At 71.2% G+C, this 17,789-nt stretch carries 3 protein-coding genes; all 3 read left to right on the forward strand.

The features are described 5' to 3' along the window. Positions 1-465 precede the first annotated feature (465 nt). The 3 genes from ACEN96_RS16825 to ACEN96_RS16835 all read left to right on the forward strand — a co-directional run bounded on the left by ACEN96_RS16825 (position 466) and on the right by ACEN96_RS16835 (position 17,737). Positions 466-9,921 (forward strand): SPM autocatalytic domain-containing protein, encoded by a 9,456-nt coding sequence (locus tag ACEN96_RS16825; RefSeq protein ID WP_495584235.1) that lies wholly within the window; start codon positions 466-468, stop codon positions 9,919-9,921. A gap of 106 nt (positions 9,922-10,027) precedes the next feature. After that, complete coding sequence (locus ACEN96_RS16830; protein ID WP_495584236.1) at positions 10,028-14,485, forward strand: SPM autocatalytic domain-containing protein; 4,458 nt, start codon at positions 10,028-10,030, stop codon at positions 14,483-14,485. A 195-nt stretch (positions 14,486-14,680) separates the two neighbouring features. Beyond that, a complete protein-coding gene (locus tag ACEN96_RS16835; protein WP_495584237.1) occupies positions 14,681-17,737 on the forward strand; it encodes a hypothetical protein in 3,057 nt (1,018 codons plus the stop codon). Positions 17,738-17,789: the final 52 nt, after the last annotated feature.

Consider the following 17,789-nt stretch of genomic DNA (forward strand, 5'->3'; position numbering starts at 1 on the left):
CCGCAAGACCGCCCACCGCCGGCCTTGGTCTTCGTTCACATGTTTCACATCTTGTTGCAGTCGCTCGCACCGGGCTGCCGCCGCTGACTCCGCACAACCGCTGAAGCACCCCACCCTTCAGTCCCGCGCGTAAGTACCGATCAACATTGAAAGTCCGTCCAACGGAAATCGAACAGCCGTGCGCTTCCGCGCCGCGAAACCCTTGCCGGGGCAAGCATCCGATCCCCCGCGTTCGCGGGCTTTACGCAGCTTCTGTAACCGTGAACTGAGGCCGACTCCCCGCCCTTTTGTTCCGTTCAGGTTAAGCAAGCCACCAATAACATTTCTGGGCTAGCTCAAGTTCGTCATTCCGCGTCCGAAAACCGAATGACGGCAGCCGGAAGACCGGGTGTCTTTCGACCACACGCTGACCAAAACCACGCGCCTATGGGCGCATCCGCCCCATAGGTTCACGGAGTTCCAAAGATGGCATCGCTGATTACCAACCTGACGACCGACCAGATCGCCGCCCTCACGTCGACGACCCTGGCGCGCCTGACCAGCGAAGACTGGGCCGCCTTCACCACGGACCAGTTCCAGGCGCTGACGACGTCGCAGTTCGCGTCGCTCGGCACGAAGGCCATCTCGCTGTTCACGACGTCCAACATCGCCGCGATCGAGTCCGATGACCTGCGCGCGCTGTCCACGTCCGGCATCCAGACCTTCACCAGCGCGCAGCTGAACGCGCTGGGCTCCGACCAGTTCGGCGCCCTGACGACCCGCCAGGTCGGCGCGATGACCACGCAGCAGGTCCGCAACCTGGAGTCGGACGACCTGAACGCGCTGGCCTCCGACCAGATCCGCGCGCTGAGCACGCAGCAGGTGGCGGCCATCTCCACCAGCCTGATGAACAGCCTGGCCTCGGATGACCTGCAGGCCCTGAAGACCGACCAGATCAAGGCGCTGAGCTCGCAGCAGGTCGCCGCCCTCGCCACCGAGGGCGTCGCCGCGCTGGCGACCAGCCAGGCCGCCGCGCTGACCAGCACCCAGACCGCCGCGCTGACCAGCGGGCAGGCCGCGGCGCTGACCTCGGACGCCGTCCACGCGCTGAGCACCGCCGCCGTCAAGGCGCTGGGCACCGACCAGATCGGCGCGCTGAATTCCGACCAGGTCGCCGCGCTGACCACCGCGCAGATCGGCGCCCTGTCCACGCAGCAGATCCGCCAGCTGGCCAGCGACGAGATCGCCGCGCTGGGCACCGACCAGATCCGCGCCATCACCACCCAGCAGGTCGCCGCGTTGACCACTGACCAGATGGCCGGCGTCGGCAGCGCCGACGTGCAGGCGCTGTCGACCGCCCAGGTCCACGCGCTGAGCTCCAGCCAGATCGGCGTGCTGAGCACCGATTCCATCGCCGCGCTGAGCTCGGCCCAGGCCGCCGCGCTGAGCTCGACCCAGGTCAAGGGCCTGACGACCGACCAGGTCGCCGCGCTGAGCTCGGACGACGTCAAGGTGCTGAACACCGCCGCCCTGCGCGCGCTGTCCACCGACCAGTTCCAGGCGCTGAACTCGGACCAGGTCGCCGCCCTGAGCACGGCGCAGGTCGCCGCGCTGAGCACCGGCCAGGTGGCCGTGCTGTCCACCGATGAACTGAACGCGCTGGGCTCGGCCCAGATCCGCGCGCTGGGCACCGCCCAGATCGCCGCGCTGTCGACCGACCAGGTCGCCGGCATGGAGACCGCCGACGTGCAGGCGCTGACGACCGGCCAGGTCGCCGCGCTGAGCTCGGCCCAGATCGCCGCCCTGTCCACCGACGCCATCGTCGCGCTGACCTCGCAGCAGGTCGGCGCGCTGTCCACGAAGCAGCTGGCCGGTCTGTCGACCGACCAGATGCACGCCATCGAGTCCGGCGACCTGCGCGCCCTCTCGACCGCCGCGGTCCGCTCGCTGACCACCGACCAGTTCGACGCGCTGGGCTCCGACCAGGTCGCCGCGCTGACGACCCAGCAGGTCGCCGCGCTGACCACGGGCCAGGTGGCCGCCATGTCCAGCGACGACCTGAACGCGCTGGGCTCGGCCCAGATCCGCGCGCTGGGCACCGCCCAGGTCGCCGCGCTGACCACCGGCCAGATCGCCGGCATGGAAAGCGCCGATGTCCAGGCGCTGAGCACCGGCCAGGTCGCCGCGCTGAGCTCGGCCCAGGTCGGCGCCCTGTCCACCGACAACGTCGTCGCGCTGACCTCCGGCCAGTTCGGCGCGATGAGCACCAAGCAGCTCGCCGGCCTGTCGACCGACCAGATGGCCGCCATCGAGACCGGCGACCTGCGCGCCCTGTCCACGGCCGCGATCCGCTCGCTGACCACCGACCAGTTCGACGCGCTGGGTTCCGACCAGGTCGCCGCGCTGACCACCGGCCAGATCGCCGCGCTGACCACCGGCCAGGTCGCCGGGATGGCCAGCGATGACCTGAACGCGCTGGGCTCGGCCCAGATCCGCGCGCTGGGCACCGCCCAGATCGCCGCGCTGACGACCGACCAGGTCCACAACATGGAAAGCGCCGACGTCCAGGCGCTGACCACCGGCCAGGTCGCCGCGATGGGCTCGGCCCAGATCGGCGCGCTGTCCACCGACAACATCGTCGCGCTGACCTCGGCCCAGGCGGCCGCGCTGTCCACAAAGCAACTGGCCGGCCTGTCGACCGACCAGGTCGCCGCCTTCGAGACCGCCGACCTGCGCGCGCTGTCGACCGCCGCGATCCGCTCGCTGACCACCGACCAGTTCGATGCGCTGGGTTCCGACCAGGTCGCCGCGCTGACGACCGGCCAGATCGCCGCCCTGACCACCGCCCAGGTGGCCGCGATGGCCAGCGACGACCTGAACGCGCTGGGCTCGGCGCAGATCCGCGCGCTGGGCACGGCCCAGATCGCCGCGCTGACGACCGGCCAGATCGCCAACATGACCAGCGACGACGTGCAGGCGCTGAGCACCGGCCAGATCGCCGCGCTGAGCTCGGACCAGATCGCCGCGCTGTCCACCGGCAACATCGAGGCGCTGACCTCGCAGCAGGTCGGCACGCTGTCGACCAAGCAGGTCGGCGGCCTGACCACCGACCAGATGGCCGCCATCGAGACCGGCGACCTGAAGGCGCTGGGCACCGCGGCCGTGCGTGCGCTGACCACCGACCAGATCGCCGCGCTGGGCTCCGACCAGATCGGCGCGCTGTCGACCGCCCAGGTCGCCGCGCTGACGACCGGCCAGGTCAGCAACCTGACCAGCGATGACCTGAACGCGCTGACCAGCGGCCAGATCAAGGCGCTGTCGACCCAGCAGGTCGCCGCGCTGACCACCGGCCAGGTCTCCACGATGGAATCCGCCGACGTCCAGGCGCTGAGCACGCAGCAGATCGCCGCGCTGAGCTCGGCCCAGGTCGGCGCGCTGTCCACCGACAACATCGCCGCGCTGAGCTCGCAGCAGGTCGCTCCGCTGTCGACCAAGCAGGTCGGCGGCCTCACGACCGACCAGGTCGGCGCGATCGAGACCGTCGACGTCAAGGCGCTGACCACCGCCTCGCTGCGCGCGCTGACGACCGACCAGATCGGCGCCCTGACCTCCGACCAGGTGGCCGCGCTGACGACCGCCCAGGTCGCCGCGCTGGGCACGGCCCAGATCCAGGCGCTGTCCAGCGATGACCTGAACGCGCTGAACTCCAACCAGATCCGCGCGCTGGGCACCGCCCAGGTCGCCGCGCTGACCACCGGCCAGATCGCCGGCATGGAAAGCAACGACGTGCAGGCGCTGACGACCCAGCAGGTCGTCGCGCTGGGCTCCGACCAGATCGCCGCGCTGTCCACCGGCAACATCGCCGCGCTGACCTCGGGCCAGGTGGCCGCGCTGTCGACCAAGCAGGTCGGCGGCCTGACGACCGACCAGATCGGCGCGATGGAGACCGCCGACGTCCGCGCCCTCAACACCGCCGCGCTGCGCGCGTTGACCAGCGATCAGCTGGATGCGCTGGGCTCGGAACAGATCCAGTCGCTGACGACCGCGCAAGTGGCCGCGCTGACGACCGGCCAGGTCAGCAACCTGACCAGCGATGACCTCAACGCGCTGACCAGCGGCCAGATCAAGGCGCTGGGCACCGCCCAGGTCGCCGCGCTGACCACCGCGCAGATCTCGACGATGCAGTCCGACGACGTCGCCGCGCTGACCACCGGCCAGGTCGCCGCGCTGGGCTCGGCGCAAGTCGGCGCCCTGAGCACCGACGCGATCGTCGCGCTGAGCTCGACGCAGGTGGGCGCGCTGACGACCAAGCAGGTCGCCGGCCTCACGACGGACCAGATGGGCGCCATTGAAACCGGCGACCTGAAGGCCCTGAACACCGCCGCGCTGCGCGCCCTGACCAGCGACCAGCTCAACGCGCTGGGCTCCGACCAGGTCGCCGCGCTGTCGACCGCGCAGGTCGCCGCGCTGTCCACCGGCCAGGTCAGCAACCTGACCAGCGATGACCTGAACGCGCTGACCAGCGGCCAGATCAAGGCGCTGTCGACGCAGCAGGTCGCCGCGCTGACGACCGCCCAGCTCTCGACGATGCAGTCCGACGACGTGCAGTCGCTCACGACCGCTCAGGTCGCGGCGCTGAACTCGGCCCAGCTCGGCGCGCTGAGCACCGACTCGATCGTGGCGCTGACCTCGGCGCAGGTCGCCGCGCTCAGCAGCAAGCAGGTCGCGGGCCTGGGCACGGACCAGATGGCCGCGCTGGAAACGGCCGACCTCAAGGCGCTGGGCACCAACGCGCTGCAGTCGCTGACCTCGGCCCAGCTGGACGCCCTGAACAGCGACCAGATCGCCGCGCTGTCGACCGCCCAGGTCGCCGCGCTGAGCACCGCCCAGATCAGCAACCTCGCCAGCGATGACCTGAACGCGCTGACCAGCGGCCAGATCAAGGCGCTGACGACCCAGCAGGTCGCCGCGCTGACGACCGCCCAGGTCGCGGCGATGGAATCGGCCGACGTGGCCGCGCTGGGCACCAACCAGGTCGCCGCGCTGAGCTCGGCCCAGGTGGGCGCGCTGAGCACCGACTCGATCGTGGCGCTGACCTCGGCGCAAGCCGCGGCGCTGACCTCCAAGCAGGTCGCGGGCCTGACCACCGACCAGATGGCCGCCATCGAAACCGGTGACCTGCGCTCGATCTCGACCACCGCGCTGCGCGCCCTGACCAGCGACCAGCTGCAGGCGCTCGGTTCCGACCAGGTCGAGGCGCTGAGCACCGCCCAGGTCGCATCGCTGACCACCGGCCAGATCAGCCAGTTCGCCACCGATGACTTCGCCGCGCTGACCACCGGCCAGCTGCGCGCGCTGACCACCGGCCAGGTGGCCTCGCTGACCTCGGCTGAACTGGAGGCCCTCGGCAGCGACCAGATCGCCGCGCTGACGACCGCCCAGGTCGCCGCGATGACCACCGCCCAGATCAGCAACCTGACCAGCGACGACCTGAACGCGCTGACCAGCGCGCAGATCAAGGCGCTGTCGACCCAGCAGGTCGCCGCGCTGACGACCGGCCAGGTCGCGACGATGGAATCGGCCGACGTGGCCGCGCTGAACACCAACCAGATCGCCGCGCTGAGCTCGGCCCAGGTCGGTGCGCTGAGCACGGACGCGATCGTGGCGCTGACCTCCGGTCAGGTGGCCGCGCTGTCGACCAAGCAGGTCGCCGGCCTGACCACCGACCAGATGGCCGCCATCGAGTCGGGCGACATCAAGTCGCTGAACACCGCCGCGCTGCGCGCGCTGACCAGCGATCAGCTGGATGCCCTGGGCTCGGACCAGATCCAGTCGCTGACGACCGCGCAAGTGGCCGCGCTGACGACCGGCCAGGTGAGCAACCTGACCAGCGATGACCTCAACGCGCTGACCAGCGGCCAGATCAAGGCGCTGGGCACCGCCCAGGTCGCCGCGCTGACCACCGCGCAGATCTCGACGATGCAGTCCGACGACGTCGCCGCGCTGACCACCGGCCAGGTCGCCGCGCTGGGCTCGGCGCAAGTCGGCGCCCTGAGCACCGACGCGATCGTCGCCCTGAGCTCGACGCAGGTGGGCGCGCTGACGACCAAGCAGGTCGCCGGCCTCACGACGGACCAGATGGGCGCCATTGAAACCGGCGACCTTAAGGCCCTGAACACCGCCGCGCTGCGCGCCCTGACCAGCGACCAGCTCAACGCGCTGGGCTCCGACCAGGTCGCCGCGCTGTCGACCGCGCAGGTCGCCGCGCTGTCCACCGGCCAGGTGAGCAACCTGACCAGCGATGACCTGAACGCGCTGACCAGCGGCCAGATCAAGGCGCTGTCGACGCAGCAGGTCGCCGCGCTGACGACCGCCCAGCTCTCGACGATGCAGTCCGACGACGTGCAGTCGCTCACGACCGCCCAGGTCGCGGCGCTGAACTCAGCCCAGCTCGGCGCGCTGAGCACCGACTCGATCGTGGCGCTGACCTCGGCGCAGGTCGCCGCGCTCAGCAGCAAGCAGGTCGCGGGCCTGGGCACGGACCAGATGGCCGCGCTGGAAACGGCCGACCTCAAGGCGCTGGGCACCAACGCGCTGCAGTCGCTGACCTCGGCCCAGCTGGACGCCCTGAACAGCGACCAGATCGCCGCGCTGACGACCCAGCAGGTCGCCGCGCTGAGCACCGCCCAGATCAGCAACCTCGCCAGCGATGACCTGAACGCGCTGACCAGCGGCCAGATCAAGGCGCTGACGACCCAGCAGGTCGCCGCGCTGACGACCGCCCAGGTCGCGGCGATGGAATCGGCCGACGTGGCCGCGCTGGGCACCAACCAGGTCGCCGCGCTGAGCTCGGCCCAGGTGGGCGCGCTGAGCACCGACTCGATCGTGGCGCTGACCTCGGCGCAAGCCGCGGCGCTGACCTCCAAGCAGGTCGCGGGCCTGACCACCGACCAGATGGCCGCCATCGAAACCGGTGACCTGCGCTCGATCTCGACCACCGCGCTGCGCGCCCTGACCAGCGACCAGCTGCAGGCGCTCGGTTCCGACCAGGTCGAGGCGCTGAGCACCGCCCAGGTCGCATCGCTGACCACCGGCCAGATCAGCCAGTTCGCCACCGATGACTTCGCCGCGCTGACCACCGGCCAGCTGCGCGCGCTGACCACCGGCCAGGTGGCCTCGCTGACCTCGGCTGAACTGGAGGCCCTCGGCAGCGACCAGATCGCCGCGCTGACGACCGCCCAGGTCGCCGCGATGACCACCGCCCAGATCAGCAACCTGACCAGCGACGACCTGAACGCGCTGACCAGCGCGCAGGTCAAGGCGCTGTCGACGCAGCAGGTCGCCGCGCTGACCACCGGCCAGATCGCGACGATGGAGACCGCCGACGTGGCCGCGCTGGCCACCAACCAGGTGGCCGCGCTGAGCTCGGCCCAGGTCGGCGCCCTCAGCACCGATGCGATCGTGGCCCTGAGCTCGACGCAGGTGGCCGCGCTGACGACCAGGCAGGTCGCCGGCCTCACGACGGACCAGATGGGCGCCCTTGAAACCGGCGACCTGAAGGCCCTGAACACGGCCGCCCTGCGCGCCCTGACCAGCGACCAGCTGAACGCGCTGCACACCGACCAGATCGGTGCGCTGACGACCGCCCAGGTCGCCGCGCTGACCACCGGCCAGGTGAGCAACCTGACCAGTGACGACCTGAACGCGCTGACCAGCGGCCAGATCAAGGCGCTGTCGACGCAGCAGGTCGCCGCGCTGACCACCGGCCAGATCGCGACGATGGAAAGCGGTGACGTGGCGGCGCTGAGCTCGCAGCAGATCCAGGCGCTGAACTCGGCCCAGGTGGGCGCGCTGAGCACCGACTCGGTGGTCGCGCTGACCTCCGGCCAGGTCGCCGCGCTGGGCTCGGCCCAGGTGGCCGGCCTGACGACGGACCAGATGGCCGCGATCGAGTCCGGCGACCTCAAGTCGCTGAGCACGCTCGCCCTGCGCGCCCTGACCTCGTCGCAGCTGGATGCCCTGAGCTCGGATCAGATCCAGTCGCTGACGAGCACGCAGGTCGCCTCGCTGACGACCGGCCAGATCGCCAACCTGACCAGCGATGACCTGAACGCGCTGACCAGCGGCCAGATCCGCGCGCTGGGCACCAGCCAGCTGCAGGCCCTGACCACCGCGCAGATCGCGACGATGGACACCGACGACGTGGCGGCGCTGACCACCAGCCAGCTGCTGGCGCTGAGCTCGGCGCAGATCGGCGCGCTGAGCACCGACTCGATCGTGGCGCTGACCTCGTCGCAGGCGGCGGCGCTGACCTCGTCGCAGGTCGACGGCCTGACCACCGACCAGATGGCGGCCTTCGAAACCGGTGACCTGCGCCTGCTGGGCACGGCGGCGATCCGCTCGCTCGACAGCGCGCAGCTGGCGGCGCTGGGCTCCGACCAGATCGAAGCCCTGTCGACCACCCAGGTCGCGGCGCTGAGCACGCTGCAGGTGAGCCTGCTGGCCACCGACGACGTGCAGGCCCTGACCTCGCAGCAGGTCGTCTCGCTGAGCTCGGCGCAGCTCCACGCGTTCACCACCGACCAGGTGATGGCGCTGGACAGCGGCGACCTGGCGGCGATCGGCAGCGCGAACCTGGTGGCCTTCGACTCGGCGGACTTCCAGGCCTTCACCTCGGATCAGATCCATGCGCTGACCTCGTCGCAGTGGAGCGCGATCGGCTCGTCGCAGATCGTCGGCATCGACACCGCCGACATCGCGTCGATCACGACCGACGGCATCCACGCGCTGGGCACCGCGGCGATCCACGCCTTGCACACCGACCAGATCGCGGCCCTGACCACCGACCAGGTCCATGAGTTCAGCACCGCGCAGCTGCACGCGCTGGACACGGCCCAGATCGTGGCCCTGACGACGGACGACGTCGGCGCCCTGACCAGCACGCACTTCGCGGCGCTGACCTCGACGCAGATGCATGCCTTCACGACGGACCAGATCCTGGCGCTGGATTCGCACGACATCCACTCGCTGACGTCGCTGCAGATCCAGGGCATCACCACCGACCAGATCGTGGCGATGACCTCGGACCAGTTCATCGGCTGGGACACGCAGGACCTGGCCAGCATGAGCATGGAGCAGGTGCTGGCGATGACCACCGACCAGATGGCCGGCTGGACGGACGACCAGATCAACGCCCGCTTCATGGCGACCCCGATCGTGCTGGACCTGGACGGCAACGGCATCCAGACGCTGGCGGCCAAGGACGGCGTGCACTTCGACCTCAACGCCACCGGTCACAACGACAAGTGGGGCTGGGTCGGCGGCAATGACGGCCTGCTGGTGATGGATCGCAACGGCAACGGCTCGATCGACAGCGGCGCGGAGCTCTTCGGCTCGGGCACCACGGTCAACGGCCGCAAGAACCTGGACGGTTTCTCCGCCCTGGGCTCGCTGGACACGAACCATGACGGCCACGTCAACGCCAAGGACCTGGACTTCAGCAAGCTGCAGGTCTGGGTGGACGCCAACCATGACGGCAAGACCGACAAGGGCGAGCTGCACTCGCTGACGGACCTGGGCATCACCGACCTGAGCCTGAACGCCGCCAAGGGCACGGACGTCGATCACGGCAACCTGGTCGGCCTGGTGTCGAGCTACACCAAGTCGGACGGCACGACGCACGAGATGTCGGACGTGTGGTTCGCCAAGGACGGCGCGACGCAGCAGGTCACCGGCACGGCGCACGCCGCCACGCCGCAGCTGGGCGACCTGCTCGCGCAGCCGGAGGCCAACCTGCTGGGCGGCGCCACGGCGCACACCGCGACGGCGGCGACGGCGGCAACCACCGCGGCCTCGGCCGACACGGTCAGCCACGACGTCCTGAGCGCGGCCTACCGGAAGCTGCATGATGACGACCAGAACGGCAGCGCCCCGCTGATCTAAGCGACGCACCGGAACCGGGGGCTTCGGCCCCCGGTTTGCCGTTTGCGGCTGCCCCCGCCGGCCGCAAACGGCAAACCGCCAGGCTCCAGAAGTTCCTCCACACCGCATGGCCACTTTCGACGTCGGATCGCTCACGCCGGAGCAGATCGCCGCGCTCACCACCACCCAGCTCGCGACGCTGACCGGGGCGGAATGGGCGCTGCTGAGCGCCGACCAGGTGGTGGCGCTGACGACGCTGCAGGTGGCCTCGCTGACCGCGCGGCAGCTCAATGGCCTGGCCTCGGGCCACCTGTCGGCCATGGAGGCGCAGGACATCCAGGCGATCAACACCGGGGCGATCCGGACGCTGACCACGTCCACCGTCGCCGCGCTGACCTCCGACCAGATCCACGCGCTGACGACGGCGCAGATCCCGGCGCTGACCGTGGACCGGCTGCGCCGCCTGGACAGCGACCAGTTCAGCGCGCTCGACACGGCGCAGGTGGCGGCGCTGTCCTCGGTGCAGGTGCGCGGCCTGAACAGCCAGCAGATCGGGCTGCTCACGACCGACGAGGTCGCGGTGTTCAGCACCGCCTCGATGCAGGTGCTGAACACGCTGCAGTTGGGCGCCTTCAGCACCGACCAGCTCAACGCGCTGGCCACCGACCAGATCGGCGCGCTGCGCGGCAGCCAGACCCGCGGCCTGAGCGGCGACCAGCTCAGCGCGCTGCACACCGAGTCGCTGCAGGCGCTGAGCACCGGCGCGGTGCGCGGCCTGAGCACGGCGGCGGTGTCGCATCTGACGTCCGAAGCGATCCAGGCGCTCGCGAGCCAGCAGGTCGCCGCGCTGACCAGCCAGCAGTTCCGCACGCTGGGCACCGACGCGCTGGTCGCGATGACGACGGACCAGTACGCCGCCGTCGGCACGCTGCAGATCAAGTCGCTGAACACCACGCAGGTGGCCGCGCTCGAAGGCCAGGACCTGGCCGCGATCGGCACCAAGGGCCTGCGCACGCTGGACTCGCTGCAGCTGTCGGTGCTGAGCTCCGACCAGCTGGACGCGCTGAGTTCGCGCCAGGTGGCCAGCCTCACCTCGACCCAGCTGATCGGCATGAACACGGCGCAGCTGCCGTCCTTCGGCACCGACGAACTGCGCTCGCTCGGCAGCACGGCGCTGGCGGGCCTGAAACCCGACGTGCTGGCGGCGATGAGCGCCGAGCAGCTCGGCGCGCTCAGGACCCTGCAGGTGGCGGCGATCACGACGCGCCAGCTGGCGGCCTTCGGCACCGAGGACCTGGCCGCCTTCTCCACCGCGCAGATCGCGGCGCTGACCTCGACCCAGCTCGCGTCGCTGACGCCGGGCCAGTTCCACTCGCTCAGCACCGACGACCTCGCCGCGCTGAGCAGCGTGGCGCTGCGCGGCCTGACCGCGGCGCAGATGGCCTCGCTGGATCCGGAGCAGGTGGCGGCGCTGTCCAGCGCGCAGACCGGCGCGCTGGGCACGCTGCAGCTGCGCGACCTGACCGACGCGCAGCTCGCGGCGCTGACGCCGTCGGCGATCCAGGCGCTGTCCACGCGCGTGGTGGCCACGCTCACGAACGCGCAGCTGGAGATGCTGAGCTCGGACCAGTTGACCGCGTTGACCAGCAACCAGGTCCGCGCGCTCACCACGGCGCAGCTGTCGGCGATGACGCCGGACGAGCTCAACACGCTGACCACGGCGCAGTTCGCCGCGATGGGCTCGGCCCAGTTCCGCGGCCTGACGACGGACCAGGTGTCGCATCTGCAGGCCGAGGACTTCGGCGCGCTGTCGGGCACGGTGATCCGCTCGCTGAGCAGCGCGCAGGTGCAGGCGCTGGACCTGTCGCTGGTGGGCGGCATGACCTCGCTGCAGACCGGCGTGCTGAGCACGGTGCAGATCGCCGCGCTGACGGCGGACCAGCTGCAGGCGCTGGCCCCGGCCGCGTTGCAGGGCATCACGACGCTGGCGATCCGCGGCCTGTCGGCGGCGCAGCTCGACGCGCTGGGCCCGCTGGGCGTGGCGCAACTGCGCGATGCGCAGCTGGCGGCGCTGACCACCACGCAGGTGCGCAGCCTCGACCACGACACGCTGAACGCGCTGGGATCGCAGCATTTCTCGGCGCTGTCGTCGTACCAGCTGGCGGCGATCTCCACCGACGAGATCGGCGCGCTGACGCCGGACCTGCTCGCCGCGGTCCGCCCGGCCTACCTCACGATGCTGTCGACGGCGCAGATCCACGCGCTGAGCCGCGAGCAGGTCGGCGCCTTCGGCAGCGGCCAGACCTCGCTGCTGTCGACCGGCCAGGTGGCCGCGCTGACGCCGTCGCAGATCGACGCCTTGTCCACCGACGGCGTGCGCGGGCTGACGGTGCAATCGCTGCAGGGCTTCACCACGGACCAGCTCAACGCGCTGGTGCCCGAGCAGTTCGCGGCGATGCGCACCGGCCAGGTGGCGGCGCTGACGACGGCGCAGATGGCCGCGATGGAGCAGGCCGACCTGAACGCGCTGGACTCGACGCAGTTCGCGGTCTTCTCGTCGAAGCAGCTGGCGGCGCTGAACACCGATCAGCTCGCCAACCTCGAGCTCGACGACATCGTCGGCCTGACCACGCGGGCGCTGCAGGGCCTGAGCTCGGCGCAGCTGGCATCGATCAGCGGCGACAACCTCGCCGCGCTGAGCAATGCGCAGCTGGCCTCGCTGTCCTCGCGGCAGTTGCAGGGACTGACGGCCGACCAGATCGATCACCTCGGCACCGCCCAGCTGGCGAGCCTGGGCACCGGCGCGCTGATCGGCATGACCAGCGACCAGTTCGGCGCGCTGGACCTGGCGCAGATCGCGGCGCTCTCGCCCCGGCAGATCGCCGCGCTGAACTCGATGCAGATCGAGGCACTGGCCACCGATGCGCTGGCGGCGCTGACCACGGCGCAGTTCGCGGCGCTGCGCTCGTCGCAACTGGCGGCGCTGGACGCCGCGCACCTGGCCGCGATCGAGACGCAGGACCTGGCGGTGCTGCACTCGACGGCGCTGCGCGCCCTGAGCTCGGACCAGATCGCGCTGCTGAGCACCGACCAATTCACCGCGCTGCGGGCGGAGCAGGTCGGCAACCTGACCTACCAGCAGGCCGCGGCGATGACCACGGACCAGATCCAAGCGCTGAGCACGGCGCAGATGCTGGGCATCACCAACGTGCAGGTGCTGGCCTGGAGCACCGACCAGATGGCGGCGCTGGAGTCGCAGGACTTCGCGCTGCTGCGCGGTAGCGCGATCCGCGTCATGTCAGCCGGCGACTTCGCCGCGCTGTCGACGGACCAGGTGCATGCGATGACCAGCACGCAGCTGGTGGAAATGACGACGACGCAGCTCGGCGGCTTTGGCACGGACGACTTCGCGGCGCTGACCTCGTCGGCCTTCCACGCGCTGACGACGGCGACGCTGAACACGCTGTCCACCGATGTCTTCGCCAGCCTGGGCGCGGAGCAGGTGCACGGCCTGGGCACGCAGGTGCTGCACAGCCTGAACAGCGCGTCGATCGCGGCGATGAACAGCGACGCGATCGCGGCACTGGACAGCCGCCAGGTCATGGCGCTGACCACCGCGCAACTGGCGGCGATCTCGTCCGAGGGCTTCGCGGCCATGTCCAGCGACGAGCTGGCGGCGCTGAGCCGCGACCAGGCCAAGGCGCTGACGGTCGACCAGATCCACGCCATCGGCAGCGACGCCGTGATCGGCTTCGAGACCCTCGACTTGGCCGCGCTGAACATGGACCAGGTGCTGGCCTTCTCCACCGACGCGCTGCACGCGATGTCCGGCAAGCAGCTGGACGCGCTGTTCCTGGCCACGCCGATCATGCTCAACCTCGATGGGCACGGGCTGGGCACGGTGGCGGCGGCGCAGGGCGTCGGCTTCGACCTCAACAACACCGGCCACAACCAGCAATGGGGCTGGATGGCCCAGGGCAATGGCCTGCTCGCGCGCGACCTCAACGGCAACGGGCAGATCGACTCCGGCGCCGAGCTCTTCGGCACCGGCACCACGCTGGCCAATGGCCGGCATGCCGCCAACGGCTACGAGGCGATGCAGGCCATGGACGGCAACGGCGACCACGTGCTGAACGCGCTCGACGCCGGCTTCGGGCAACTGCGGATCTGGGCCGACGCCAACGGCAACGGCAAGACCGACGCGGGCGAACTCAAGTCGCTGGCGGAGCTCGGCATCGTGGAACTGGACCTCAATGCCAAGTCGAGCGCGACGGTCGATCACGGCAACGTGATCGGCCTGATCTCCGGCTACAAGACCGCGGATGGCGTCACCCACCAGATGGGCGACGTGTGGTTCTCGAAGTCGGGGGACGATCAGAAAGCCCACCCGTCCGCCGCGGACGTGCTGGCGGCGCCATCCGCCCCCGTGCTGCCGGAAGCCGCGCACGGCGGCGCGGCGGCCGCGGCGCTCTCCACGGCCGCCATCCCGGATGACGGCGCGCGCGTCCACCACGCCGCCATGGCGGCCCTGCATGCGGCGATGCGCAAGGCCGGCGAGGAAGACGGCTCCGGGCCGCTGCTCTGACCGGTTCCCTTCTGAGCGGTTCCATCGGACGCCATCGAGCAATCGATGTGTCCCGGACGTAAACCATGGGTTGTCAGCCGAACAGTGAACGCGGGAGCGTTCACTAGGCCTGCACCTTCGACAGACGACGTCGTCCCGCGGGTGGCCAGCACAAGCATCGCTGGATGAACGCGTCGTCGCCCATGGAGCACGACGATGCCGCTCACCCTCCCGCCAGGCCCCCAGGTGGACACGACCGTCCACGCAGCCCTGGCAGATGCCCGCGCCGACGAACCCGACCCTGACCCCGCCCGCGCACGCGAACGCGAACTCAAACACGCAGCGGCGCACGACGCCCCGGCGCGATCCCGCAAGGCGCGCATCGCCGACACGCTGCTGGGCCCGCTGCGCAGCCTGCGAGCGCGGTTCAGCGCGCCCCGCTTCACCCTCAGCACGGGTCCGTTCAGCGCGTCGTTCAGCAGGACGTCGCCCACCAGTTCCTCGCGCGGCCGCCTCCCCGCCGTCCCGCCCGCGGCCGGCCCCGCAGCCAAACCCGTCGTCAAGCCCGTCGTCGAGCCCGTCGTCGAGCCCGTGACGCCGACGCCTCCGCCGCCCTCCCCGCCACCCGCCACCACGGCCACCTCGAGCGCCACCGGGTTCGAAGCGGAGCTTGGGCGCCTGTTCGCCGGCGCGACCCCCGCGGCCACGGTCACGGTCAACGAACTGACGCGAGCCCTGCTCGACCAGGCCCACCCCGAGCCTTCACGGCGTCCGGACGGACACCCGCTGCGCCATGAACAGGCCCTGCTGATCGCCACGGTGTTGCGCTCGGTGACCCCGGATGCCCGTCAGGCGCGCGAGGTCCATGCCTGGCTCCGGCGGAGCCCGCCGCCTCAATTGGCCGGCATCCGGCCTTCGACGGACGGGGCAACGTCGCCGCCAGGCGAGGAGCCGCCGGGCGCAAGCGATATCCCGCGCCTGGCCCATGCGGCGCGCCGGGCCCTGGCCTCGACCGCCGGCGGCTTCCAGGCGCTGCTCGACCTGCAGGGAATCGCCTTGCCGCCGGCCGGCGATCCCTCGCGCGCCGCCGCCGAGCAGTCGCTCGAGTACTACAAGCTCGGCCTGCGCGCCGAGGACGCCCTGCTCCGGCTGGGGTTGACGGTGAAGGGCGCCGCCTCGACGGAGGACATCCGCGCCGCGCTGCAGGCCCATCCGCTGCGCGAGCGGCTGCTCGACCCGGCCTGGCTGGGCACCGGCAACGCGCGCCGGCGGCCCGGCGGACCGCATGAGGCCGAGCCGCCCATGACGCTGGCCGCCCAGGCCTTCCTGCACGCCACGGAGAACCGCGATCGCCCGTTCGGGGAGGCTGAGCGCCGGTCCGAGTTCAAGCCCGCATGCGTCGCGCTGCGCAACGGATTCACCGAGAGCGGACAGGGATCGCCCTTCCACCTGATGGCCAAGCGCCTGCGCAAGTTCATCACCTACATCGATCTCGCCTGCAAGACGCCGCAGGGCCGTCCGCCGACCAAGGGCGACCGGCTGCGCGCGCCGATCCGCGCGCTGCGCCGCCTGGCCGGCAAGGACAAGTCGCCACTGCGGACGCTGCTCCGGGCCGGGCCGCTGGCCGCGCAACTGGGCATGATTCCCGACCATCGCGCGGACCCCAAAGCCGAGGCGAAGGCAGCCGCCGCGGCCCGGGACCAGGCGGCGTCCGAGAAGATGCTGCGCGAGATGCAGGCCGAGTTCGATGGCGCCGAACCGGCCCGCCGCCGCGACATCCTGCGCCGGGTGATGAACGCGGTGGTGACCGGCAACGACATCGCCACCTACCGGGATGGCCGGCGCCACGGCATCGGCGTGACCGCTGGCGCGACCGCGGCCAGCATCGGCGTCGCGGGCGGACTCACCATCGGCATCACGCCCGTCGTCGAGCTCAGCGCCGATCGCAGCCGCGCCGCCGTGTTCAAGGCCGGCCCGAGCGCCAACAGCGGCGTGCTGTTCCTGGGCAGCGAACGCAAGGTGAGCGGGTCCATCGGCGCCGGCGTCCGCGCGGGCATGGAACTGGGGCCGGTGGGCCTGTCCGCGCAGGCGATGGCGCGGCTGGGCGGGTCGCACCTGGTCACCCGGGGCCTGATGATCCGCACCAACCGCGAGGGCCGCGAACATCAGGCGTTGCCGGCCGGCGAGCGGGCGCGCCTGACCGCCACCGACTGGCGGGGCATGGGCGAGCTCGTGGTCAACGCGATCTTCGAGATCGCGGGGCTGGACAAGCGGCCGGAGGATGGCGGCGCCATGTGGACACGGATGGTGGAGCGGCTGGGCGATCGCCGCGACATCTCCTTCGGCTGGAACGAGGCCCACGCCCGCTCGGCCGAGGTCTCGCTATCGCTCGACGCGATCGCGCGCGCCGAGCTGGGCATGGGCATCGGCGCCTTCGCGACCGCGGGCGCCGGACTCAAGCGCACCGTCCTGGACAGCCAGCGCCTGCGCGACACCGGCGGCGCGGCGCGCGTCCAGCAGGACATCAGCGCCTCCCACGCGTCCGCCGGATTGGGCGCCGGCATCGGCATCACGAATCCCGCCGTGCCGCTGCCCACGGGCCAGGGCCTGATCCTCTTCGATCAGCACAAGGTCGGCGTGGAGACCGATCTGCTGCTGAAGGGCGGCAGCGGCAGCGTCCGCATCACCACCCAGGACGGCAAGGTCCTGCCGCGGTTCTCGTTCAAGGAGCGCCTGGTTGCCCGGCAGGACAAGTTCCTCGAGCTGATCGAGTCCCGGCGCGCCGCCTGGGAGCCACGCCTGGGCCCGGGCGTCCTGGATGCCTTCCTCCAGCGCATCCGGGATCTGCCGCCCGCCGCCTCCAGCAACCGGCTCTTCATCGAGATGCAATGCCTGACACCGGAAGCCGGCGAGCGCATCAACGCCTGCATGGAACGCCTGGCCGTGCTGCAGCGCCCGCGGCCCGGCATGCCGGCGGACCGGCGCACGGAGGAGCGCATCCGCGCGCTGCAGCGCGAGATCGCCGCCCAGGCCGACGACCCCGCCAACTGGGAGCCGTCGAAGCTGGTCGTCAACGAAACCGTCTCGGCCACGCGCGAGTTCTCCCTCGGCGCCCAGGCCCTCGTCACGCCGGCCACGCCGCGTAGCCCGTCCGCGGGCGGGTTCGTCGAGCGCCTGCGCGCCGGCGGCCGGCTCGCGCTCGGCGCCCATGTGAACTCGGCGCACTCGGGCCGGGACCTGCTCCTGCTGGCCGCCGGCCCGGCGCCGGCCTGAGCCGCCGCGCCCCTCGCCGACCCTCGCCCCCCGCGCCTTGGCCCCGGCGCCT

It is taken from the genome of Roseateles sp. Mitsp63, from assembly GCF_059491535.1.

Excerpts from the sequence above, each read along its gene's own strand:
- ACEN96_RS16825 (WP_495584235.1), top strand. The coding sequence starts at position 466 with ATGGCATCGCTGATTACCAACCTGACGACCGACCAGATCGCCGCCCTC.
- ACEN96_RS16835 (WP_495584237.1), top strand. The coding sequence starts at position 14,681 with ATGCCGCTCACCCTCCCGCCAGGCCCCCAGGTGGACACGACCGTCCAC.
- ACEN96_RS16830 (WP_495584236.1), top strand. The coding sequence starts at position 10,028 with ATGGCCACTTTCGACGTCGGATCGCTCACGCCGGAGCAGATCGCCGCG.